At 70.0% G+C, this 21,704-nt stretch carries 27 protein-coding genes; 7 read left to right on the top strand and 20 right to left on the bottom strand.

The genetic code is table 11. The features are described from left to right. The first annotated feature begins 154 nt into the window (after nt 1–154). Both ACFWBY_RS35300 and ACFWBY_RS35305 read left to right on the top strand, forming a co-directional pair. Nucleotides 155–1,012, top strand: a complete 858-nt coding sequence (locus tag ACFWBY_RS35300; protein WP_385337685.1) for a helix-turn-helix domain-containing protein — start codon at nt 155–157, stop codon at nt 1,010–1,012. Beyond that, nucleotides 1,009–1,200, top strand: coding sequence for a DUF397 domain-containing protein (locus ACFWBY_RS35305; protein WP_385337688.1), 192 nt, complete (start codon nt 1,009–1,011; stop codon nt 1,198–1,200). The genes ACFWBY_RS35300 and ACFWBY_RS35305 overlap by 4 nt, the downstream gene beginning before the upstream one ends. Nucleotides 1,201–1,286: 86 nt before the next feature. Here ACFWBY_RS35305 and ACFWBY_RS35310 read toward each other — a convergent pair whose 3' ends face one another. The 5 genes from ACFWBY_RS35310 to ACFWBY_RS35330 form a co-directional block, all read right to left on the bottom strand. After that, nucleotides 1,287–2,642 (bottom strand): dicarboxylate/amino acid:cation symporter, encoded by a 1,356-nt coding sequence (locus ACFWBY_RS35310; protein WP_385337691.1) that lies wholly within the window; start codon nt 2,640–2,642, stop codon nt 1,287–1,289. 454 nt (nt 2,643–3,096) lie between these two features. Then, complete coding sequence (locus ACFWBY_RS35315) at nt 3,097–3,408, bottom strand: DUF4229 domain-containing protein (protein ID WP_385337694.1); 312 nt, start codon at nt 3,406–3,408, stop codon at nt 3,097–3,099. Nucleotides 3,409–3,528: 120 nt separating this feature from the next. Beyond that, a complete protein-coding gene (locus ACFWBY_RS35320) occupies nt 3,529–4,098 on the bottom strand; it encodes a GNAT family N-acetyltransferase (protein WP_385337697.1) in 570 nt (189 codons plus the stop codon). 128 nt (nt 4,099–4,226) lie between these two features. Next, nucleotides 4,227–5,390, bottom strand: a complete 1,164-nt coding sequence (mqnE, locus tag ACFWBY_RS35325; RefSeq protein WP_385337700.1) for an aminofutalosine synthase MqnE — start codon at nt 5,388–5,390, stop codon at nt 4,227–4,229. Between the two features lie 94 nt (nt 5,391–5,484). Further along, nucleotides 5,485–5,940 carry an Lrp/AsnC family transcriptional regulator gene (locus ACFWBY_RS35330; RefSeq protein WP_214947113.1) on the bottom strand — a complete coding sequence of 152 codons (456 nt, stop codon included), beginning with the start codon at nt 5,938–5,940 and terminating at the stop codon, nt 5,485–5,487. Nucleotides 5,941–6,071: 131 nt separating this feature from the next. Here ACFWBY_RS35330 and ACFWBY_RS35335 point away from each other — a divergent pair, with 131 nt between their 5' ends. Continuing rightward, the gene (locus tag ACFWBY_RS35335) at nt 6,072–6,206 is read left to right on the top strand and encodes a hypothetical protein (protein WP_275431884.1); all 135 of its coding nucleotides are present in this window, start codon (nt 6,072–6,074) and stop codon (nt 6,204–6,206) included. Here ACFWBY_RS35335 and ACFWBY_RS35340 read toward each other — a convergent pair. Next, nucleotides 6,203–6,886 (bottom strand): UbiX family flavin prenyltransferase, encoded by a 684-nt coding sequence (locus tag ACFWBY_RS35340; protein ID WP_385337704.1) that lies wholly within the window; start codon nt 6,884–6,886, stop codon nt 6,203–6,205. The two genes, ACFWBY_RS35335 and ACFWBY_RS35340, sit on opposite strands and share 4 nt — an antisense overlap. Nucleotides 6,887–6,980: 94 nt before the next feature. Here ACFWBY_RS35340 and ACFWBY_RS35345 point away from each other — a divergent pair, with 94 nt between their 5' ends. After that, nucleotides 6,981–7,610: a rhomboid family intramembrane serine protease gene (locus tag ACFWBY_RS35345; protein WP_385337707.1), complete on the top strand. Its 630-nt coding sequence runs from the start codon at nt 6,981–6,983 to the stop codon at nt 7,608–7,610. Between the two features lie 13 nt (nt 7,611–7,623). Here ACFWBY_RS35345 and mqnP read toward each other — a convergent pair whose 3' ends face one another. The 3 genes from mqnP to ACFWBY_RS35360 are packed head-to-tail and all read right to left on the bottom strand — an operon-like array spanning nt 7,624 to nt 10,474. Next, nucleotides 7,624–8,550 carry a menaquinone biosynthesis prenyltransferase MqnP gene (gene mqnP, locus ACFWBY_RS35350; RefSeq protein WP_385337709.1) on the bottom strand — a complete coding sequence of 309 codons (927 nt, stop codon included), beginning with the start codon at nt 8,548–8,550 and terminating at the stop codon, nt 7,624–7,626. Continuing rightward, on the bottom strand, nt 8,547–9,020 hold the full coding sequence (locus ACFWBY_RS35355) for a hypothetical protein (protein ID WP_385337712.1): 474 nt from the start codon (nt 9,018–9,020) through the stop codon (nt 8,547–8,549). Before ACFWBY_RS35355 ends, mqnP begins: the two co-directional genes overlap by 4 nt. Next, on the bottom strand, nt 9,017–10,474 hold the full coding sequence (locus tag ACFWBY_RS35360) for a menaquinone biosynthesis decarboxylase (protein WP_214947065.1): 1,458 nt from the start codon (nt 10,472–10,474) through the stop codon (nt 9,017–9,019). The genes ACFWBY_RS35355 and ACFWBY_RS35360 overlap by 4 nt, the downstream gene beginning before the upstream one ends. 117 nt (nt 10,475–10,591) lie before the next feature. On the opposite strand from ACFWBY_RS35360, the gene ACFWBY_RS35365 reads away from it, so the two are divergent. Next, the gene (locus tag ACFWBY_RS35365) at nt 10,592–10,918 is read left to right on the top strand and encodes a PLD nuclease N-terminal domain-containing protein (RefSeq protein ID WP_385337716.1); all 327 of its coding nucleotides are present in this window, start codon (nt 10,592–10,594) and stop codon (nt 10,916–10,918) included. 81 nt (nt 10,919–10,999) lie between these two features. Here the strand turns inward: ACFWBY_RS35365 and ACFWBY_RS35370 are convergent, their stop codons facing one another. Then, nucleotides 11,000–11,371: a cupin domain-containing protein gene (locus ACFWBY_RS35370; protein ID WP_385337719.1), complete on the bottom strand. Its 372-nt coding sequence runs from the start codon at nt 11,369–11,371 to the stop codon at nt 11,000–11,002. 99 nt (nt 11,372–11,470) lie between these two features. On the opposite strand from ACFWBY_RS35370, the gene ACFWBY_RS35375 reads away from it, so the two are divergent. Continuing rightward, entirely contained in the window at nt 11,471–11,944 is a 474-nt protein-coding gene (locus tag ACFWBY_RS35375) for a MarR family winged helix-turn-helix transcriptional regulator (protein WP_385337722.1), read from the top strand. A 121-nt stretch (nt 11,945–12,065) separates the two neighbouring features. Here the strand turns inward: ACFWBY_RS35375 and ccsB are convergent, their stop codons facing one another. The 6 genes from ccsB to hemL all read right to left on the bottom strand — a co-directional run bounded on the left by ccsB (nt 12,066) and on the right by hemL (nt 18,608). Then, nucleotides 12,066–13,145: a c-type cytochrome biogenesis protein CcsB gene (gene ccsB, locus ACFWBY_RS35380; RefSeq protein ID WP_385337725.1), complete on the bottom strand. Its 1,080-nt coding sequence runs from the start codon at nt 13,143–13,145 to the stop codon at nt 12,066–12,068. Further along, nucleotides 13,145–14,932, bottom strand: coding sequence for a cytochrome c biogenesis protein ResB (locus ACFWBY_RS35385; RefSeq protein WP_385337728.1), 1,788 nt, complete (start codon nt 14,930–14,932; stop codon nt 13,145–13,147). The genes ccsB and ACFWBY_RS35385 overlap by 1 nt, the downstream gene beginning before the upstream one ends. Before the next feature lie 13 nt (nt 14,933–14,945). Then, complete coding sequence (locus ACFWBY_RS35390; RefSeq protein ID WP_385337730.1) at nt 14,946–15,731, bottom strand: cytochrome c biogenesis CcdA family protein; 786 nt, start codon at nt 15,729–15,731, stop codon at nt 14,946–14,948. A gap of 4 nt (nt 15,732–15,735) precedes the next feature. Further along, nucleotides 15,736–16,380 (bottom strand): TlpA family protein disulfide reductase, encoded by a 645-nt coding sequence (locus ACFWBY_RS35395; RefSeq protein ID WP_385337733.1) that lies wholly within the window; start codon nt 16,378–16,380, stop codon nt 15,736–15,738. A 207-nt stretch (nt 16,381–16,587) separates the two neighbouring features. Further along, on the bottom strand, nt 16,588–17,289 hold the full coding sequence (locus ACFWBY_RS35400; RefSeq protein WP_385337736.1) for a histidine phosphatase family protein: 702 nt from the start codon (nt 17,287–17,289) through the stop codon (nt 16,588–16,590). Then, nucleotides 17,286–18,608 carry a glutamate-1-semialdehyde 2,1-aminomutase gene (hemL, locus tag ACFWBY_RS35405; RefSeq protein WP_385337739.1) on the bottom strand — a complete coding sequence of 441 codons (1,323 nt, stop codon included), beginning with the start codon at nt 18,606–18,608 and terminating at the stop codon, nt 17,286–17,288. Before hemL ends, ACFWBY_RS35400 begins: the two co-directional genes overlap by 4 nt. A 133-nt stretch (nt 18,609–18,741) precedes the next feature. Between hemL and ACFWBY_RS35410 the strand changes: the two genes are divergently transcribed. Further along, nucleotides 18,742–19,338, top strand: coding sequence for a hypothetical protein (locus tag ACFWBY_RS35410; RefSeq protein WP_385337742.1), 597 nt, complete (start codon nt 18,742–18,744; stop codon nt 19,336–19,338). A gap of 22 nt (nt 19,339–19,360) precedes the next feature. On the opposite strand, the gene ACFWBY_RS35415 is transcribed toward ACFWBY_RS35410, so the two are convergent. From ACFWBY_RS35415 to ACFWBY_RS35430, 4 genes are all read right to left on the bottom strand, one after another. Continuing rightward, the gene (locus tag ACFWBY_RS35415; RefSeq protein WP_385337745.1) at nt 19,361–19,999 is read right to left on the bottom strand and encodes a hypothetical protein; all 639 of its coding nucleotides are present in this window, start codon (nt 19,997–19,999) and stop codon (nt 19,361–19,363) included. A 114-nt stretch (nt 20,000–20,113) separates the two neighbouring features. After that, nucleotides 20,114–20,431 (bottom strand): hypothetical protein, encoded by a 318-nt coding sequence (locus ACFWBY_RS35420; protein WP_385337748.1) that lies wholly within the window; start codon nt 20,429–20,431, stop codon nt 20,114–20,116. Between the two features lie 74 nt (nt 20,432–20,505). Beyond that, on the bottom strand, nt 20,506–20,904 hold the full coding sequence (locus ACFWBY_RS35425) for a hypothetical protein (protein WP_385337751.1): 399 nt from the start codon (nt 20,902–20,904) through the stop codon (nt 20,506–20,508). A 54-nt stretch (nt 20,905–20,958) separates the two neighbouring features. Further along, nucleotides 20,959–21,654: a Crp/Fnr family transcriptional regulator gene (locus tag ACFWBY_RS35430; protein WP_385337754.1), complete on the bottom strand. Its 696-nt coding sequence runs from the start codon at nt 21,652–21,654 to the stop codon at nt 20,959–20,961. Between the last annotated feature and the right edge of the window lie 50 nt (nt 21,655–21,704).

Below are 21,704 nucleotides of genomic sequence, written 5' to 3' on the forward strand. Positions count from 1 at the left end.
GTGACGGAGCGTGTCGGTCCCCGCGTACCGTGAGAAGCGGCAACGCCCGTACGTCCGGCTTCTGTCCGGCGGCTGTCCGGTGGTGTCCCGGCTGTCCGGCCCAGGCCCCGGGAACAGAGCGTTGAGGAATTCGGTACGGCGGAGGTGGGCGCGCGTGAGCGTGGACAGTGACGGTACGGAAGACGCGGGCTGGGACGTCGACCCCGAGGACGAGCAGGGCGTGGCCGTACTGGCCGCGCTCGGCCGCCAGCTCAAGGCCTGGCGCGAGGAGGCGGGCATCCGGGTCGCCGACTTCGGTACGGAGATCGGTTACGGCGAGGACCTCGTCCGCAAGGTCGAGACGGGCAAGCGCATCCCCCGCCCCGAGTACCTGGACAAGGCCGACGAGCTACTGCGGGCGGGCGGGAAGATCGCCGCGATGAAGGCGGACATGGAGCAGGTCCGCTACCCGAAGAAGGTGCGGGACTTGGCGAAGCTGGAGCGGCAGGCGGTCGAGATCGGCGTCTACAGCACACACGTCATACACGGACTGCTCCAGACGCCGGACCACGCGCGAGCCCTGTTCGAGATGCGGCAGCCCTCGTACTCGCAGGACGAGGTGGAGCGGTACACGGCCGCACGCGTGGCCCGCCAGTCCGTGTTCAGTCGGACACCCGCCCCTGCGATCAGCTTCGTCCACGAGGCATCGGCACTGTGCCGCCCCATCGGAGGCACAATGGTGTGGCGCCATCAGCTCGAACGGCTCTTGGAAATCGGCCAGTTGCGACATGTGTCTCTCCAGGTCATGCCGATCAGCCGAGAGGCACACGCCGGCATGGACGGCGGAATCGAGATCCTCAAGTTCGGGGACGGCACAGCCGTGGGGCGCTCCGAAGGAGCGTTCAACGGCCGCCCGGTCTGCGACCCGAAGCAGCTCCGAGTCCTTGAGCTGCGCTATGGCATCATCCGGGCTGAGGCTCTCCCGCCGCGGGAGTCGCGGGACTTCATCAAGGAACTGCTGGGAGAGACATGACCGACAATCCCGAGCTCGACTGGTTCAAGAGCAGCTACAGCAGCGGCAGCGAGGGCGACTCCTGCGTCGAGGTGGCCAACACTCCCGCCACGATCCACGTCCGCGACTCCAAGGACCTCCGGCAGCCCCACCTCGCCTTCGCCCCCCACGCCTGGGCCGGATTCGTCGCGCACGCCTCCGACAGCTGACGGCGGCGACCGGAGAGGCGGGTCGCCGAACGCCGCAGCCCCCGCCCGGACGGGGCAGGGGCTGCGGCGCGTGTGCGGGTACGGCGTCAGGCGGTGACGAGCACCTTCGCCGGGGCGGCGTCGGCGGCGGCCTCGGTCGGCGCCGGCTCGTCCAGCAGGGAGGAGGACGCGGTCGCGTAGGCGACCTTGTCCAGGATCCCCTCGCGGGCCGCGACGATGACGGGGACCAGCGCCTGCCCGGCCACGTTCGTGGCGGTCCGGATCATGTCCAGGATCGGGTCGATCGCCATCAGCAGGCCCACGCCCTCCAGCGGCAGGCCCAGCGTGGAGAGGGTCAGGGTCAGCATGACCGTGGCGCCGGTGAGACCGGCCGTGGCGGCCGAGCCGACGACCGAGACGAAGGCGATCAGCAGGTAGTCCGTGATGCCGAGCTGCACGTCGAAGATCTGCGCGATGAAGATCGCGGCGAGCGCCGGGTAGATCGCGGCGCAGCCGTCCATCTTCGTGGTCGCACCGAACGGGACGGCGAAGGAGGCGTACTCCTTCGGAACACCCAGCCGCTCGGTGACCTTCTGGGTGACCGGCATGGTGCCGACCGACGAGCGGGAGACGAAGGCCAGCTGGATGGCCGGCCAGGCGCCCTTGAAGAACTGGAGCGGGTTGACCTTGGCGACGGTCCACAGGAGCAGCGGGTAGACGCCGAACATCACGAGCGCGGAGCCGATGTACACGTCGGCCGTGAAGGTCGCGTACTTGCCGAGCAGGTCCCAGCCGTAAGTGGCGATCGCGGTCCCGATGAGGCCGACGGTGCCGAGCGGGGCGAGGCGGATGACCCACCACAGGGCCTTCTGGAGCAGTTCCAGCACGGACTCGGCGAGGTTCAGCACGGGCTGCGCCTTGCTGCCCAGCTGGAGGGCGGCGATACCGGCGACGGCGGCGAGGAAGACGATCTGCAGGACGTTCAGCTCGGTGAACGGCGTGATGATGTCCTTCGGCACGATGCCGGTCAGGAAGTCCAGCCAGGACCCGTGGCGCTTCGGCAGCTTGCCGTCCTGCGGGGTGAGGCCGGTGCCGGAGCCCGGGTTGGTGAGCAGGCCGATGGCGAGGCCGATGGCCACCGCGATCAGCGACGTGATCATGAACCAGAGCAGCGTGCGGGAGGCGAGCCGGGCGGCGTTGTTCACCTTCCGCAGGTTGGTGATCGACACCAGGATGGCGAAGAAGACGAGCGGCGCGACGGCCAGCTTCAGCAGCTGGACGAAGATGTCGCCGATCTGCTCCAGGGTGGTGCCGAGCCAGCTGATCTCCTGGCTGCGGGAGAGCCAGCCGAGCAGCACACCGAGCACGAGGCCGGTGACTATCTGGGCCCAGAAGGGGACTTTGAACGAGGACTTCGCCTGGGCGGGGGCCTGGGCGGCAGGGGTCTGCGGTGACGCGGACACGGACACTCTCCGGGTGGTTCTGCGGTTCTGCGGTGGGGTGGTGGTGCGGTGCGGCAGCACCCGGAAACGAAGAGCCGGGCGGGCGGGACCGCTGCTGTGCCAGGGCTGGTCGCGGGACTCAGCGACAACAGCAACAGGCCGCGGACACGCGGCGGCAGAGGTCGACGTGCAGGCGCGCCACGAGCGGAACGCTCGTGGTCATCAGGTGCGCGGCTGCGGTCGACATGGTGAACACGCTAACACTTCTCCTTTGGGATTCCCAAAGGGTCCCTTTGAGGTGACGCGGAACCGGGTCCCCGCCCCGCTCCCCCACCCGGCCCGCCATGCCCCCTGAAACGCCGAAAGCCCCGGCATCACGGGTGGTTGACCCGATGCTGGGGCGTTTCTGTGTGTGACGCGACCGATGGGACGCGGCCCGCTCCTACCGGCGGGCGCGCTCCTGACTGACGCGCTCCTACTGGCTGACGCGCGCGGCGTCGTCCGCGCCGTCCTCCTGGCTGCGGTTCACGGCGAGCTTCTCCTTGGCGTCCGCGACCCGACCGGAGATGGCCGCGGACATCTCGTCGCGCTGCTTGCGCAGCAGCACGAAGGAGAGCGGGGCGGAGATCACGATGGCGAGCAGCACGATCCAGGCGAAGTTGGCGTCGCCGAGACCGGCGGGCACCCACCGCAGTCGGACCAGACCGGCGACCAGGACGAGGCACCCGACGAAGATCCCCAGACGCATCGCGGTGTATCGGATCGTCGCGCTCGGCTTGAGGGACACGGTGACCCCTGCTCTCTTCTCGTCCGTTCGCCGCTCGTACGTCGGCTCGTGCCCGTCCAGTGAAGCACGTCCGCCCCGGCCTCCAGCCCCTCGGGGTCGCGCCCGCGGCAGCCCCGCAGGTCAGTACAGCGGCAGCACGAGGGTGATGTCGTCGCGGTCGTCGCCGGGGGCCACGCGGATGGCGCCGGGGACGCGGCCGACCTCCCGGTAGCCGCAGGCCTCGTAGAAGCGCTCCAGGCCCGTCCCGCCGCGGCAGCCGAGGCGGATCGCCTCGATGCCCTCGATCGTGCGGGCCGCGTCGGCCACGGCGGCCATCAGGGCGCGGCCGGCGCCGCGGCCCTGGAGGGCGGGGTCGACCATCACGGTGTAGACCCAGACCCAGTGCCGCTGCAGCCGGTGCTGGTTCGGGGCGATGACGGCGGCGGACCGGACCCGGCCGGCCGCGTCGCGCCCGACGAGCAGGCGGCTGCGCCCTTCGGCGGCGGCGGCGAGGTGCTTGTCCAGTTCGGGGCGGATGTCGTCCACGGTGACCGGCGGCACGAAGCCGACGGAGCCGCCCGCGTTGGACACGTCGGTCCACAGCGCGGCGAACTCCTCGATCAGCACGGGCTCGACGATCGGGTCCAGGGTGTAGGCGAGGGCGGCGAGGCCGGTGGGGCCGGTGCGGCCATCAAGGCCAGTAAGGGTCATTGGGAGAGATTAGCCATTACCCCGTGGGTCGGCAACGACCTTTCCCGACGGGACCGGGCCACGCGAGCAGGCCCCGGCCCCCTCACGGGGACCGGGGCCTGCTCACACCACTGCGACGCGACGAGCCGTCAGAGCCGCATCGCCTGCGGCGTCTCGCGCAGGTCCGCGTCCGGGCCGGGGTACTCGCGGATGATCTCGTAGCGCGTGTTGCGCTCGACCGGGCGGAAGCCCGCGTCGCGGATCAGCTCCAGCAGGTCCTCGCGGCCCAGCTTGTTCGGGGTGCCGTAGTTGTCCGCGTCGTGCGTGATCTTGTACTCGACGACCGAGCCGTCCATGTCGTCCGCGCCGTGCTGCAGCGCCAGCTGGGCGGTCTGCACGCCGTGCATCACCCAGAAGACCTTGACGTGCGGCACGTTGTCGAAGAGGAGGCGGGAGACCGCGAAGGTCTTCAGCGCCTCGGCGCCCGTCGCCATCGTCGTGCGCGCCTGGAGCTTGTTGCGGACCTTTCCGTCCTTCATGTCCACGAAGTCGTGCTGGTAGCGCAGCGGGATGAAGACCTGGAAGCCGCCGGTCTCGTCCTGCAGCTCGCGCAGCCGGAGCACGTGGTCCACGCGGTGGCGCGGCTCCTCGATGTGCCCGTAGAGCATGGTCGCCGGGGTCTTGAGACCCTTCTCGTGCGCGAGGCGGTGGATGCGCGACCAGTCTTCCCAGTGGGTGCGGTGGTCGACGATGTGCTGGCGGACCTCCCAGTCGAAGATCTCCGCGCCACCGCCGGTCAGCGACTCCAGGCCGGCTTCGATCAGCTCGTCCAGGATGTCGGAGGCCGACATGCCGGAGATCGTCTCGAAGTGGTGGATCTCCGTGGCCGTGAACGCCTTCAGCGAGACGTTCGGGAGCGCCTTCTTCAGCTCGGAGAGCGAGCGCGGGTAGTAGCGCCACGGAAGGCTGGGGTGCAGGCCGTTGACGATGTGCAGCTCGGTGAGGTTCTCGTTCTCCATGGCCTTGGCCAGGCGCACGGCCTCCTCGATGCGCATCGTGTACGCGTCCTTCTCGCCCGGCTTGCGCTGGAAGGAGCAGTAGGCGCACGACGCGGTGCACACGTTCGTCATGTTGAGGTGACGGTTGACGTTGAAGTGGACGACGTCACCGTTCTTGCGCGTGCGCACCTCGTGGGCGAGGCCGCCGAGCCAGGCCAGGTCGTCCGACTCGTAGAGGGCGATGCCGTCCTCACGGGTCAGCCGCTCGCCGGAGCGAACCTTGCCCTCCAGCTCACGCTTGAGCCCAGCGTCCATGCCCGGTCCTCTCCTCTGTCCTCATGTTTCCGCGCGTCCCGCGGGTACCCGCACCCCTTGGTCCAGGCGCCCCGCGACCGTCCCAACCGTACTCTCAGGCTTCCTCGGGCAGACCCCCGACCCGGTTCTCCCACTTGGTGGAGAGCACGATCGTGGTGCGCGTGCGCGAGACCCCCTTGGTGCCGGAGAGCCTGCGGATGATCTTCTCCAGCCCGTCCACGTCGTTGGCGCGCACCTTCAGCATGAAGGAGTCGTCACCGGCGATGAACCAGCAGTCCTCGATCTCCTGGAGGTCGCGCAGCCGCCGGGCCACGTCCTCGTGGTCCGCGGCGTCCGAGAGGGAGATGCCGATCAGCGCCGTGACGCCGAGGCCGAGCGAGGCCGCGTCGACGGTCGCGCGGTAGCCGGTGATGACTCCGGCCGTCTCCAGCCGGTTGATCCTGTCGGTGACGCTGGGGCCGGAGAGCCCCACGAGCCGGCCCAGCTCCGCGTACGAGGCACGTCCGTTCTCACGAAGTGCCTGGATGAGCTGCCTGTCCACCGCGTCCATATACCTGGAGCCTTCCATTATTCGGCGATCCCTCAAGTTTACGTATAGAATCAAAGGCGCATGGGGTCGACACCCTGTGAATCTTTCAACAGATCATTCGATGATCTGACAATCTTCAGGAGTGGTTCACCGTGTACACGATCGAGATGGCCTACGCGCACATGCGACAGCTCCAGGAGCTGGCCAACCGATCCCGCACCGACCAGCCCGCCGCCGCACACCGCGTCGACAAGACCCGCAAGCCGGGACGCGCCAAGAAGCGCTAGTCACCGCTCGCCTCCCGGGAGCGGGAGCCTCCCAGCTCCCCCTCCCACCGGCGGTACAGCCCGTGCGGCACCTTTGCCGCGTCGAGCACCCGCCCCGCGACGAAGTCCACCAGATCCTGGATGTGCGTCGCACCCGCGTAGAACGCCGGAGAGGCGGGCAGCACCACGGCGCCCGCCTCGTCCAGCGTCACCAGATGCTTCAGCGTCTGCCCGCTCAGCGGGGTCTCCCGTAGCGCGACCACCAGCCGGCGCCGTTCCTTGAGCGTCACGCTCGCCACCCGCTGGAGCAGGTCCTTCGACAGCCCGAGCGCCACGCCGGCCACACAGGCCGTGGACGCGGGCACGATCAGCATCCCCTTCACGGGGTACGAGCCGCTGCTCGGTCCGGCCGCCAGGTCGCCGGCGCCCCAGTAGCGGACCGCGTCCAGTTCCGGCCTCGGATACGTCGCCGGCTTCCCGTCCGCCCCGCGCTCCAGCCATTCGGCCAGATCCGCGCGCCAGTGCGCGTCGCGGAAGGCGATCCCCGTCTCGTCCAGCAGCGTCAGCCTCGATGCCCGGCTCACCACCAGGTCCACGCTCTCGCCCGCCGCCAGCAGCCCGCGGAGCACCGCCGCCGCGTACGGCGTCCCGGACGCCCCGGAAACCCCGACCACCCACGGGGTGCGCTTGCCCTCAGTCATACCTCCGAGACTATCCGGCCACCGCTCATGGGCACTGGCTAAGGTGTCCGCACGTTCAAGGGGTGGACACGAGAGAGCGGGGGGACGGGGCGTCATGAGCGGAAGCGGGAGCCACGACGGCAGCGGGACCGGGACGCGCGCGGGCACGTTCGGCCGGACCGGCCGGGCCAAGGCGGCGGCGAAGCTGATGCTGGGCTGGGTGGCCCTCCTGTGGCTGATCGAGGCCGTCGACCACGCAAGCGGCCACGCGCTCGACGGTTACGGAATCACCGCGCGGGAGGCCGACGGCCTGAGCGCGATACCCCTGGCCCCGTTCCTGCACTTCGGCTTCGACCACGTGGCGTCCAACACCGTCCCGCTGCTGGTGCTCGGCTTCGTCACCGCGCTGAGCGGCATCCGCCGCTTCCTGGCCGTCGCCGCCGCCATCATCGTCGCCGACGGGCTCGCGGTCTGGCTGATATCCCCGTCCCACAGCATCACGGCGGGCGCCTCGGGCCTGATCTTCGGCCTCTTCGGCTACCTGCTGGTCCGCGGCTTCGTGGAGCGCAGCCCGCTGGGCATCACGGTCGCCGTCGTCATAGCGGCGGTCTGGGGCACGACCTTCCTGGCCGGAGCCCTGCCGACGGACTCCGTGGTCAGCTGGCAGGCCCACCTCTTCGGCCTGCTGGCGGGCGCGGCCGTGGCCCTGCTGGCCAGGCCGCGGCCCGAGGTCGCGGGGATCTAGTGCTGTGACCGGGTTACGGGGACAGGCCCCGGAGCACCAGGTCGAGCAGGGCGCAGACGAAGAGGGCCATGCCGATGAAACCGTTCACCGTGAAGAAGGCGCGGTTCAGCCGGGACAGGTCGTGCGGCTTGACGATGGTGTGCTCGTAGAGGAAGGCCCCCGCGACGACCAGCAGACCGAACCAGAACGGCGGGCCGGCGTCCGTCGCGACGGCGTACCAGGCCAGCAGGGCCGTGGTCACGACGTGCGCGCCGCGGGCGCCCCACAGGGCGGCCGGGATGCCGAAGCGGGCCGGAACGGACTTGACGCCCTCCGCGCGGTCGGCGGCCACGTCCTGGCAGGCGAAGATCAGGTCGAAGCCGCCGATCCACACGCCCACCGCGAGCCCGAGGATCACCGCGTCCCACGACCATGCCCCGGTGACCGCGAGCCAGGCTCCGATCGGCCCCATGGCCTGCGCGAGGCCGAGGATCGCGTGCGGGAAGTTCGTGAACCGCTTCCCGTACGGGTACAGCACCATCGGTACGACGGCGACCGGCGCCAGCACCAGGCAGAGCGGGTTCAGCAGCGCCGCGGCGCCGAGGAAGACGACCAGCGCGATCCCGGCCCCGGTCCACGCCGACCGCACGGACACCGCCCCGGTGACAAGCTCCCGCCCCGCGGTACGCGGATTGCGGGCGTCGATCTCCCGGTCGATGATCCGGTTGGCGGCCATCGCGAAGGTCCGCAGCCCCACCATGCAGACGGTGACGAGCAGCAGCTCGGCCCAGTGCACGGTCCTGTCGAGCGTGAACATCGCGGTGAGCGCGGCGATGTAGGCGAAGGGCAGTGCGAAGACCGAGTGCTCGATCATCACGAGCCGCAGGAAGGCCTTGACCTTGCCGGTCGGCTGCGGCGCCGGGCCGGACGAGCCGATCAGTTCGTCCGCGGTCGTCATCATGCGAGGGTTCTCCGGAAGTCTTCGAGGTCGGCCAGGAGCTCCGCCGTGGGGAGCGGGCCGAGCTCCAGGGTCTGGGGGCCCGTGTCGTGGCCCTCGGGCGGGGTGACCCGGGCGGTCAGCAGCCAGCCGCCGGCTCCGGCCGGGCGGGCGTCGAGGTGCAGGAAGTTCCCGGCCTCGGCGGTGAACGGCCCGGCGGCCGAAAGGGCCCGCTCCAACTGCTCCGCGAAGTCGTCCGCCTCGGTGTCCCGTGCGCCGGGCAGCTCGAAGCCGTCGCCCTCGCCGTCCTCCTGGTCCAGCATCAGCGCCCAGACGTTGCCGGGGCCCGCGAACTCCTCGGGGCTCACGCCCGCCTGCTCGGCGGCCTCCCGGACGTCCGGGTCCGCGGGGTCGAGCCGCGGGCGGACCAGAGCCACGTACGTGGTGTCGTTGCCGATGAAGAGGGCCGGGCCGTCCATGCCGAGGGGGCTCACAGTCCGTACTCCTTCCAGCGCCGGTCCACCAGCGCCGCCGTGGCCGGGTCGGACTCCACCATGTCGGGCCAGCCCCCATCGCGGGTGTAGCCCTCCTCGGGAAGCTTCTTCGTGGCGTCGATGCCCGCCTTGCCGCCCCAGAACTGCTGGTACGAGGCGTGGTCCAGGTGGTCCACCGGGCCCTCGACCACCGTCAGGTCGCGGGAGTAGTCGGTGTTGCCGAGCGCCCGCCACGAGACCTCGTGGAGGTCGTGGACGTCGCAGTCCTTGTCGACCACGATGATCAGCTTGGTCAGCGACATCATGTGCGCGCCCCAGATCGCGTGCATGACCTTCTGCGCGTGCTTGGGGTACTTCTTGTCGATCGAGACGATCGCGCAGTTGTGGAAGCCGCCCGACTCGGGAAGGTGGTAGTCCACGATGTCCGGGACGATGATCTTGAGGAGAGGCAGGAAGAAGCGTTCCGTCGCACGCCCCAGCGGGCCGTCCTCGGTCGGCGGCCGGCCGACCACGATCGACTGGATCAGCGGACGCTTGCGCATCGTCACGCAGTCGATCTTCAGCGCGGGGAAGGGCTCCTGGGGGGTGTAGAAGCCGGTGTGGTCGCCGAACGGCCCCTCCGGCAGCGTCTCCCCCGGCTCCAGCCAGCCCTCGATGACGACTTCGGCGTTGGCCGGGACCTGGAGCGGGACCGTCTTGCAGTCCACCATCTCGATCCGCTTGCCCGCCACGAACCCGGCGAAGAGGTACTCGTCGATGTCGCCGGGCAGCGGCGCGGTCGACGCGTACGTCACGGCCGGCGGGCAGCCGAAGGCGATCGCGACCGGCAGCCGCTCGCCCCGCGCGGCGGCGACGGCGTAGTGGTTGCGGCTGTCCTTGTGGATCTGCCAGTGCATGCCGATGGTGCGCTTGTCGTGGCGCTGCAGGCGGTACAGGCCGAGGTTGCGCACGCCCGTCTCGGGGTGCTTGGTGTGCGTCAGGCCGAGGTTGAAGAAGGACCCGCCGTCCTTGGGCCAGGTGAAGAGCGCGGGCAGCTGGTCCAGGTCCACGTCGTCGCCGGTGAGGACGACCTCCTGGACGGGCGCGGAGTCGCCCTTCACCTTCTTCGGCGGCACGTGCACCATCGAGCCGAGCTTGCCGAAGGCCTCGCGGACGCCGATGAACCCCTGCGGGAGCTCCGGCTTCAGCAGGCCGCCGATCTTCTCGCTGATCTCGGCGTACGACTTGAGGCCGAGGGCCTTCAGCAGCCGCCGGTCGGTCCCGAAGACGTTCATGGCCAGCGGCATCGCCGAGCCCTTGACGTTCTCGAAGAGCAGTGCGGGTCCGCCGGCTTTGTTCACTCTGTCGACGATCTCCCCGACCTCTAGGTACGGGTCCACTTCGGCCTTGATGCGCTTGAGGTCGCCCTCCCGCTCCAGGGCCCGGAGCAGCGAGCGGAGATCGTCGTAAGCCATGCGGGCAATTGTGGCATCCCCGCTCAGAGCCCGAACCCCGGCGGGCCCTCTACCCTGGAAGAGTCCCCCGCGGCCCGGCCAGGTCCGCACCGTTCTCCTGGAGGTCGGTCCCACACCGTGCTGCGCTATCTGCCGTTCTTGCTGATCATCGCGCTGACCATCTACGCCTTCATCGACTGTCTGAACACGCCCGAGGAAGAGGTCAAGCACCTCCCCAAGGTCGTCTGGGTGCTCATCATCCTGCTCTTCTCGATCGTCGGCCCCGTGGTGTGGCTGTTCGCCGGCAAGAAGCGCGTCCCCGGCGCCGTCGGCGGCGGCCGGTCGCGGGCGGGCCGCGGCCAGTGGGTTGCGCCGGACGACAACCCGGAGTTCCTGAAGTCCCTGCGGGACGAGCAGGACGGGCGGGACGGCAAGGACGCCGCCAAGGACACCGACAAGGACTGAGAGCCCTTCTGAGAGCCCTTCTACGGGGCCACAGGGCTACGGAGCTACGGGGCTACGGGGCTACGGGGCCGCACCCGGCGGTCAGAGCGCCCACGGCAGGGGCCGGGTGCCTTCGGTGCCCGGGACCGAGACGAGGCCGTCCGCGCGCATGGCGACGTAGACCGTGGTGTCCTCCAGGGCGTGGACGTGGCGCGGGACGTCCGGGGGCAGGACCACGGCCTGGCCGGCGGCGACCTTCTCGGTGCGGCCGTCGCAGGTGACGTCCAGGGCGCCGGCGGTGACCGTCCACACCTGTTCGCGGCTGACGGAGTGTTCGGGGCCGGTGATCCCGGCGGCCATGACGGCGTACCAGGTGCTCAGTTCCGCGCTGCCCCGGCTGGGGGAGGCGAGGCCGGTCATGGTGGCGTTCGGGGTGGTGACGACGTGCTCGGGGGACGTGGTGATGACGCGCAAGGCGGGTCCTTCTCCGTCGGGCCGGCGGTGGGCCGGCGAGTAAAGGAGCTTTACTTGCGTGAGTAAAGCAGCTTGACCCACCCGTGTCACCATGTTTCCGTGACCCACCACCAAAGCGACGACGGCATCGAGCTCGGCTTCCTGCTCGGCCTCGGCTTCCAGCTGCTGCTCGGCGAGTTCACCCGCCGCCTCGAAGAGGCCGGCCACGACGACGGCCTGCGCCCCCTGCACGGCATGGCCTTCCAGGCCCTGGGGGCCCGGGGCGCCACCGCGACCGAGCTCGCCGAACGGCTGGGGGTGACCAAGCAGGCCGCCGGGCAGATCGTCGACGACCTGGAGCGGCGCGGCTACGTACGGCGCGAGCCGCACCCCGAGGGCGGCCGCCGCAAGCTGGTCGTACTGACCGGGGCGGCCCACGGCCACCTGCGCGCCGCCGGGCGGATCCTGCACGAGCTGGAAGCCGAACTGGGGCGGGGCAGCGTCGACCTCGGCACGCTGCGCGCCGAGCTCGGCCTCCTGGTCCGCGCGTTGAACGGCGACGGCCCCCTCCCGGCGCTGCGCCCCGTCTGGTGACCGGGCGACCGGCGCGGCCGCACGGGCGCGCGTCGGGCGCGGCCGGGAACGGGCCCGCAAACGCCGCGGGGGCCGGGCCGCCTCTCGGCCGGCCCGGCCCCCGCGCGTCGTACGACCCGGGTCAGACTCCCGCGTAGGAGTGCTTGCCGCTCAGCAGGATGTTCACGCCGTAGTAGTTCCAGATCCAGCAGGCGAACGCGAAGAGCGCGAGGTACGCGGCCTTGCGGCCCTTCCAGCCGGCGGTGGCGCGGGCGTGCAGGTAGCAGGCGTAGGCGACCCAGGTCACGAAGGACCAGACCTCCTTGGGGTCCCAGCCCCAGTAGCGGCCCCACGCGTCGCCGGCCCAGATCGCGCCCGCGATGATCGTGAAGGTCCACAGCGGGAAGACGGCCGCGTTGATGCGGTACGAGAACTTGTCGAGCGAGGCCGCCGACGGGAAGCGCTCCATGACGGAGGTGGCGAACCTGCCCGGCGTGCCGCCCCGCGCGAGCTTGGCCTCGTAGCTGTCGCGGAAGAGGTACAGGACCGCGCCGGCCGCGCCGATGTAGAAGACCGCGCCGCAGAAGATCGCGGTGGAGACGTGGATCCACAGCCAGTACGAGTGCAGGGCCGGGACCAGCTGGTCGCTGTCGGTGTAGAGGATCGTGGTGGCGATGCCCAGGTCCAGCAGGACCGTGGTGACCAGGAACAGGCCGAGCCAGCGGACGTTCTTCTTCAGCACGAGGAGCGCCAGGTACGCGCCGACGGCCACCGTGGAGAAGGTGATCGAGAACTCGTACATGTTGCCCCAGGGCGCCCGCTCCACCGACAGCGCGCGGGCGACGACCCCGCCCGCCGCGAGGAGGAAGCCCAGGGTGGTCAGCGAGACGGCGATCCGCCCGTACAGGTCGCCCTGGACGGTGCCGCCGGCCGCGCCGGGACCGTCGGGGACGTCACGGGTGCCGGCGGCGCTGCGCGTGACGACCTCGGGCTTGTCGAGGACGGCGGTGCCCCCCTTGCTCCGTACCTGGACGGCGGGGGCGTCGGCCCGCGCCTCGGAACGGGTGAGCGCGGCCGCCGTACGGGCCACCTTGCTGCGGCTGCCGAAGAGCCACTCGGTGATGTGGGCGAAGAAGGCGAGGGTGTAGACCGCCATGGACGCGTAGATCAGGTTGTTGCTGAGATGAGCCAGGTTCTCGTTGGCTGCGGCCGCGAGCTGCATCAGGCGCGCTCCCCTTCGACGTCGGCAGGTGTTTCGGCAAGTGGGGCTTCGACAGGTGGGGTGGGGGCCGGCGCCGCCGTGGGCGCCTGCTGGTGGAGCGCGCCGGCCAGCGCCGACAGCTCCTCGGGGAGCCTGGCGGACTCGCTGCGTCCCAGGCCCGCCATCTCGACGACGGTGACGCCGTCCTTGCCGGTCACCGCCCGGACCCAGATCCGGCGGCGCCGGATGAAGAGGGACCCCGCGAGGCCCGCGATGGCCGCGATCGCGCCGGCGAGCGCGAGGCCGCTGCCCGGCTGGTGGGTGACCGAGAAGGTCGCCCAGCGCTCGATGGACTCGAACTTCACGGTGCCCTGGCCGCCGGGCAGTTCCATGCTCTCCCCGGGCAGCATCCGCTTGGCGAGCGGCTTGCCGTCCTCGGTCTCGAACTGCTTCATCTTGGTGGTGTCCAGCTGGTACACGTTCTGCGGCAGGCCCGAGTCCACGCCGAGGCTGCCGTGCCACGCGTTGAGCGCGAGCGCCGGGAAGTCCAGCTCCGGGAACTGCGAGAACATCGTGCCCTGGCCGGCGCCCGCGAAGGTCGGGACGAACATCGCGGAGAAGCCGAGCTGCGTCGTCTTCCCGTCCTTGTCCTTGAAGCCGTCGGTGACCTTCACCGCTCCGGTGGAGGTGAGGTTTCCGTCCTGCGGCAGCATCGGCACCGCGTCCTTGTAGATCACCTTGCCGGTGGAGTCGGTCACCGAGATGACCGGCGCGTAGCCGTGGCCGAGCAGGTACACCTTGGAGCCGTCCACCTCCAGCGGCTTGTTGACCTGGATCTCGCGCTTCTGCGGCTCGCCGTCCGCGCCCTCGCTGAAGGTGACGTACGCCTTGAAGTCGCGCGGGGTGCCCTTCTGCGGGCCCGTGCGCTCGTACGTGGCGTCGAACTTGTCCAGCGTGAAGGAGAAGCGGGGCAGGTCGTCGGGGTCGAAGAGGCCGCCCGACTTGAAGTCGTCGTACTGCGTGAGCGTGTTGGAGAAGCCCTTGCCGCGCAGGACGAGCTTGCCGCCCTCGGACTTGAAGTACTGGCCCCAGGCGAAGGCGATCAGCATCACGATCAGCGCGACGTGGAAGACCAGGTTCCCGGCCTCGCGCAGATAGCCCTTCTCGGCGGACACCGAATCCCCGCCCGCCTCCGTACGGAAGCGGCGGCGGCCGAGCAGGGCCCGGCCGTACGAGAGCACCTCGTCCGGGGACTTGTCCGTGCGCCACGTCGTGTAGGCGGGCATCCGGTCCAGCCGCCTCGGCGCGCCGGGCGGGCGGCCGGTGAGCTGGCCCACGAACTGCCAGGAACGCGGCAGGATGCAGCCGATCAGCGAGATGAAGAGCAGCAGGTAGATCGCGGAGAACCACACCGAGCTGTAGACGTCGAACAGCTGGAGCTTCTCGGCGACGCCCACCCAGGAGGCGTGCTCCTTCTTCCAGGCGGCGACCTTCATCAGGTCGACCTGGTTCTGCGGGATCAGCGAGCCCGGAATGGACGCGAGGGACAGCAGGAAGAGCAGGATCAGCGCCACCCGCATGGAGGTGAGCTGCCGCCAGAACCAGCGGGCCCAGCCGAACACGCCGATGCCCACGGGGTCTGTGGGGGTGTCCTCCAGGGGGGCGGTGGACAGCTGCGCGCCGGCGGCCGCCTCGGCGGTGGCTTCCGCGGAGGCCCGGGCCTCGGCCCGTGCCTGCGCGTCGGTCCCCGCGTCGGTCCCGGCGGAATCGTTCGGCGCCTCGGAGGGCGCCTTGTCGGTCGTACTCATGTCCGTGTAGTCCTCAGATCCCCACCGTGAAGCCTCGGGTCCAGCTCTGCATGTCGCTGACGATGCTGCTCCACAATCCTGTGACGAGCAGCAGGCCGGTCACGATCAGCATGCCGCCGCCGATGCGCATCACCCACGCGTAGTGCTTCTTCACCCAGCCGAAGGCGCCGAGCGCCTTGCGGAACGCGAGCGCCGTGGCGATGAAGGGCAGCCCCAGTCCCAGGCAGAAGACCACGGTCAGCAGCGCGCCGCGGCCCGCGGTCGCCTGATCGATGGAGAGGGTGCCGACGGCTGCGAGGGTCGGGCCCATGCAGGGTGTCCAGCCGAGGCCGAAGAGCACTCCGAGCACGGGCGCGCCGATCAGGCCGACGGCCGGCTTCTTGTGGAAGCGGAACTCGCGCATCGTCAGGCCGGGGATCGCGCCCATGAAGAACAGGCCGAGCAGGATCACCAGGCCGCCCAGGACCCGGGAGATGACTTCCTTGTTCGCGTCGAGGGTCTGCCCGAAGTAGCCGAAGAGCGCACCGGTCGAGACGAAGACGGAGGTGAAGCCGAGCACGAAGAGGGTGGCGCCGCCCAGCATCCGGCCGCGCCGGGCCTCGGCCAGGTCGGCTCCGCCGACGCCGGTCACGTAGGAGAGGTAGCCGGGGACCAGCGGCAGCACGCAGGGCGAGAAGAAGGAGATCATCCCGGCGAACAGCGAGATCGGCAGCGCCAGCAGCAGGGCGCCGTTCAGGACGGTCGTGTTGACGCCGGTCTGCTCGGCCGCGAGCACGGCCTGGGAGAGGTCGGTGACCACGCGGTCACTGCTCCGCGAGGAGCGGGTCGATCATCGAGCGCAGGTGTTCGTCGTTGATGGCGACCAGGGTGCGCGCGGCGATCTTGCCGTCCTTGTCGAGGACGATCGTGGAGGGGATGGCGTTGGGGTTGAGCGTGCCCTTGGGGAAGCGGAGCATCAGCTTGCCGTCCGGGTCGAAGAGGCTCGGGTAGGTGATCCCGTAGGTCTCTTCGAAGGAGGTGGCGTTCTGCTTGGTGTTGTCCCGGGTGTTGATGCCGACGAAGGCGACGGGCTGCCCGGCGGCTTCCAGCTCCTTGGAGACCTTCGCGAAGTACTTGGCCTCGTCGCGGCACGGCGGGCACCAGGAACCCCAGACGTTGAGGACGACGACCTTGCCCTTGAGGGTGGTGGTGTCCAGCGTCTTGCCGTCGACGGTCTCGCCGTCGAGCTTGGGGGCGTCCTTGCGGTCGCCCTTGGCGACGGTGGAGATCCCGCCGGCCCCCGTCACGTAGTTGCCGCCGGCGGAAGAGGCGGACTTGCCGCCGCCGTCCCCGTCGCTGCACGCCGTGAGGGTCAGGGCGCCGGCGAGTGCCACCGCGGTCAGCAGGACGGCGCGGCCGCTGGTCGAGCGGCGGCTGAGACGAGGGGCACGCGCGCGGCTAAGGCTCATGTGAAAAGTTTCGCATGGGCGGTTCGCGGATCTTCCGCGCCCCCCGAGACTGTGCTAAGCCGCTGGTCAGATGGAACCGGGGACCGGTCGGGCGGCCACGAGGTACGTGCCCTGGCCACCGGTCGGCGGCCTGACGGCCCCCCGGGGGCCGGCGTACGGGCGGGCACGGGCGGCCGGACCCGGCCACCCGCACCGCCCGGACGGGGCCTACGCGCCGAACGCCTTGGACTTGCCCTTCACCGGCTTCGCCCCCGCGAGGAGGTGCGCGGGGACCAGGTCACGGGCCGGCTCGCTGTAGCCCACCGACACCAGCTTGTCGCCCTGGTACGTGAACGAGGTCAGCGAGGCCAGCGTGCACTGGCGGCGGCGCGGGTCGTGCCACAGCCGCCGCTTCTCCGCGAAGCTCCGTACGATCCAGATCGGCAGCTGGTGGCTGACCGCCACCGCCTCGTGGCCGCGGGCCGCGTCGCGGGCGGTCTCGATGGCGCTCACCATCCGCACGACCTGCTCGACGTACGGCTCGCCCCAGGACGGCTTGAACGGGTTCGTCAGGTGCTTCCAGTTCTCCGGCTTGCGCAGCGCGCCGTCGCCGACCCCGAAGGTCTTGCCCTCGAAGACGTTGCCCGCCTCGATGAGGCGGGTGTCGGTCGCCAGGTCCAGCCCGTGCGACTTCGCGATCGGCGCCGCCGTCTCCTGGGCCCGCTCCAGCGGGGACGCCACGACGTGCGTCACGTCCCGGCTCTCCAGGTGTTCGGCCACGCGGTCGGCCATGCGGCGGCCGAGCTCGGAGAGGTGGTAGCCGGCGCGGCGGCCGTAGAGCACGCCGTCCGGGTTCTCGACCTCGCCGTGGCGCACCACGTGGACGACGGTGATCTCGGAGCTGCCGTCGATACGGCCTCGGGTGCTCATGCGGTCGCCTCCGCGGCGGCTCGGGCGGCGGCCGGCAGGGCGGCCGCGATGCGCTCGATCGCCTTCTCGTCGTGCGCGGTGGACACGAACCACGACTCGAACGCCGACGGGGGCAGGTAGACGCCCTGCGACAGCATCGAGTGGAAGAAGCCGTTGAAGCGGAAGGACTCCTGCTTCTTGGCGTCGTCGTAGTTGCGGACCTCGTCCTCGGTGAAGAAGACGGAGAACATGTTGGAGGCGGTCTGCAGCCGGTGCGCGACCCCCTCCTTGGAGAGCGCGCCCGTCACCAGGCCCTGGATCTCCCGGGACACCGCGTCGACCTTCTCGTACGCCGCGTCGTCCAGCAGCCGCAGCTGCGCGAGGCCGGCGGCCGTCGCGATCGGGTTACCGGACAGCGTGCCCGCCTGGTAGACCGGGCCGACCGGCGCGAGGTGGCCCATCACGTCGGCGCGGCCGCCGAACGCCGCCGCCGGGAAGCCGCCGCCCATGACCTTGCCGAAGGTCATCAGGTCGGGCGCGACCCCGTCCACGCCGTACCAGCCGGCGCGGGAGGTACGGAAGCCCGTCATGACCTCGTCGGAGATGTACAGCGCGCCGTTCGCACGGCAGAGGTCGGCCAGCCCCTGGTTGAAGCCCTCGCCCGGGGTCACGACGCCCATGTTGCCGGGCGCCGCCTCGGTGATCACACAGGCGATCTCCCCGGGGTGCGCGGCGAAGGCCGCCCGGACCGCGTCCAGATCGTTATAGGGGAGCACGATCGTGTCCCCGGCCTGCGCGCCCGTCACGCCCGGGGTGTCCGGGAGCGCGAAGGTCGCGAGCCCGGAACCGGCTGCGGCCAGCAGCGCGTCGACGTGCCCGTGGTAGCAGCCGGCGAACTTCACGATCTTGGCGCGGCCGGTGAACCCGCGGGCGAGACGGATCGCGGACATGGTCGCCTCGGTGCCCGAGGACACCAGGCGCACCTGCTCCACGGGCGCGATCCGCGCGACGATCTCCTCGGCGAGCGCGACCTCGCCCTCGCCGGGAGTACCGAAGGACGTGCCGCGGACGACGGCGGCCTGGATGGCCTCCACCACGGCCGGGTGGGCGTGGCCGAGGATCATCGGCCCCCACGAGCAGACCAGGTCGACGTACTCGCGCCCGTCGGCATCGGTCAGGTACGGACCGGTACCGGACACCATGAACCTGGGCGTTCCGCCCACGGCGCGGAAGGCGCGCACGGGAGAGTTCACGCCGCCAGGCGTCACGAGGGACGCGCGGTCAAAGAGAGTCTGCGAGACTTTGGCTTCATACGGGTACGGGTAGCTCACACCAGCCATGGTCTCAGAGGCCGCGACTGACTTGCGGACGGGCGTTTCACCGCGCCGCCCCGGGGGAGGTCACTGCCATGATGATCAGGCTGCGTGGCGGGGGCCGCGGGGCCGGGGCAGGCAAGACCAGTCGGGTGGAGATATGCAACGCGGTGGTGGACCGGGCGAGGGCACGGACGACCTCGATCCGCAGCGCGCCCGCGAACGTCGCCGCGGCAAGCACCGCCGCCGCGCCACGGACGCGGCCGAGCCCGTCCCGGGCCCGCTGCAGGATCCCGACGGCCTCCCCAGAGGGCGTGGCATGGGCGTGACCTACAAGTACTTCGGCGCACCCGACGGTGCCACGGCCGCGCGCGTCCCGGTCACGATGCGGCCGGAGGAGCTGGGCGGCGACGAGCTCGGCATGGGCGGCATGTTCAGCAAGATCAAGCCGGAGACGGTCGCCGCGATGGTCCTGACCGGCATCGAGGGCATACCCCTGCACAAGGTGCCCCCACTGGAGCTGGTCGTCCTCCACCCCGACTACGCCGTCGTGAAACTCCCGATGACGGTCGTCGACCCGCTGCGCGACGTCGGCGAGGAATCGGTGGGCGCGGCCGCCTTCATCTGGTCCACGGTCCCCGACCGCGGCGGCCCGCGCGACGCGTTCAACGTCTACCAGCTGCTCCACGAATGGCAAGATTTCAGCCATCGTCTCCATGAGGCGGGCCACCAGCCGTACTGCCTGGTCTGGCCGTGAGCCGGCCTTTCGCCGACCGCGGCTAACGGCCGGTGGAGCGGCCTGCTCCCCGGCTCCCCGCAGCGTCGCCGGTCCGGTTGCGACCCATCAGCCACGCCCAGGTCGCGAACTCCTTCACCTCGACGGGGATCTGCTCGAACGACTCGGGCGGCAGTCCCGGCAACCCTGTAGCGACCACGTCCTGGTACAGGCTGTCGGAAAGCACCACGGCCACCTCCGACGCCGCCGACGCGGCCAGCTCGGACTTCAGGAGTGCCGAGTCGACCAACCTCGCGACCGAGGTCACCGCCCGTCCGACGTAGCCGTTGGCCGCCGTCCGCACGACGCCGACGTCGAACGCGACCCGCACCTTGATGCGCGTCGATTCCCGCAGCGGTTCGTTGATCCAGTGCACGGCCTCGGTGATCCCCTGGACCAACCGCGGCAGCACGGCCGGCACCGGCAGCCAGGGATCCACCAGGAGGAGACATCCGTCACCCTGGTTCTGACGGACCAACTGGCCCTCGTCCAGCAGGGCGTTCTCCCGCATGCGCTCAAGTGCTTCGACCAGCCACCGCTGCACCCGCTCCTGCTCGGGGAGGGTTCGTTGCCCGTATCCCTGGACGTCGACGAAAAGACAGAGCCGGGACAGGCCGTCCTGGTTCAAGGTGCTGCGTTCCACAACATTCCTTTCCGAGGCTTCTACTCCGGGGCGCCGAGGCTTCCGCTCCGGGGCGCCGATCCCGCAGTGAGCGGGACCTGTTCTGCACGGCTGTCCCTGCGCCCCGTGTGGGCGTCAGGCCGCCGACGTACCGGACCGGCGGGTCTTCCTTCGCTTACCGGCCTTCTGTCCGCTCCAGGCGGCGCCTCCGAAAAGGAGCGTCGCGAGCGCGGCACCGCCTCCGGCCATGGGGCCGTTCTGCGAGACGAAGAACTGCTGGGCAGCCACGAGGAATACGACGGATCCGGCGATTCCTCCCAGCACGGCGAGGAGGACGAATGCGCTGTCGATCGCGCGGTCCAACCTCTCCAGGCGGCGTCGCATCTCGGCGTACTCACGGCGAAAGTATTCCGGGTCCGCGAGTTGCGCGGCATAGGGATCATGGTTCGGCATGCGGTCTCCTGCGCGCGTCGCGAACTCTTTCTGCCCGGTCGGGACAGATTTGGATGGCCGAATCCGCGCCCCGGCTACCCGAGCTCCGCGATCAGTAATTTCCGCAGAGCATGGATATCGGCAAGGTCCTTGGGGCGCATCAACTCGGCTTTGTAGGCCAAGACGTCGTGGAGGTCGGCGAAGCGGACGCCCTCGATCACATCGGCACGGCTGACCAGTCGGTCGAACTGCCATTTTTGGGAGATCCATTGATCGAAGACCTCGATCTCACCGCCCCAGAACTGTATGGACGGCGAGCCCGTCGCCTTCCCGGTCGAGGGATCTCCCAGCTGGTGCGCTCTTTCCCAAGCCTCACCCCTGGCCAGGATGTCCAGGTCTCCCAGTTCTCTGCGGAGCCCGTAGACCATGAGGGGAGCACTGCCGAAGACGAGGAAGTCGTCGCGCTTGAGCCCGAGCGAATTCAGGCGTTCCAAGAGGGGATGGTCAAGGATGCCGGGCTTTCGACTCATTTCCGCCCCCTTGCCCCTTCATGGCGCTCTTCGGGACGATGACGTCGATTTCCCGTCGGCGATTTCCCGGAGCCGCGCCATTTCCGTGACGATGGAGACGTTCCTTCCGGTGTCGACGATTCCGGCATCCTTGAACCCTCGGATCACCTGGACCACCGATTCCCGGGACACTCCCACCAGGCTGGCAAGATCACGCTGACTGAAGCGGAGTTCCATCCCGCGCGATGTGCTGCTACCCAGCCCTTTTTCTATCAACTCGACGAGCGACTTCGCCAGGCGCTGCTCCACACCGAGGTAGGATTCGACGCTCTTCTGAGTCGCTTCGTCGAGCCGTTCGTCCGCGGCGACGAGCTGCGCGTGCATGGCACGGGGATTCTCGTAGAGAAAACGCAGCCAGGACATCGCCGGAATGTAGAGGGCCTCGACCTTCTCCACGGCCACGATGCTCGCGGACCTCGGCTTGCGGCGCACCGCGGCCATTTCGCCGATGATCTCCCCCGGCCCGCGCACCGCCACCGTCCGCGGCGGCCTCCCCACCTGAACCTTCACGTGCCCCACGCGCAGCAGCAGGGCGAAGTCCGTCTCCTCGCCCTCGCCGAACAGGATGCTGCCCGGCGGGTACCGGATCGCGTGACCTTGCTCGGCGAGAGTGGAGAGCTCCTCCTCCGTCAGGAGGGTCATGCCGCTCTCGAACGATGGGTTCATCACCTTCATGAGTGTAGTTCTCCACTCATGAAAGTCAACCGGCCTTCACTTGTACCTAG

The sequence above is a fragment of the Streptomyces sp. NPDC060049 genome, assembly GCF_042736715.1.
Lineage (GTDB): Bacteria > Actinomycetota > Actinomycetes > Streptomycetales > Streptomycetaceae > Streptomyces.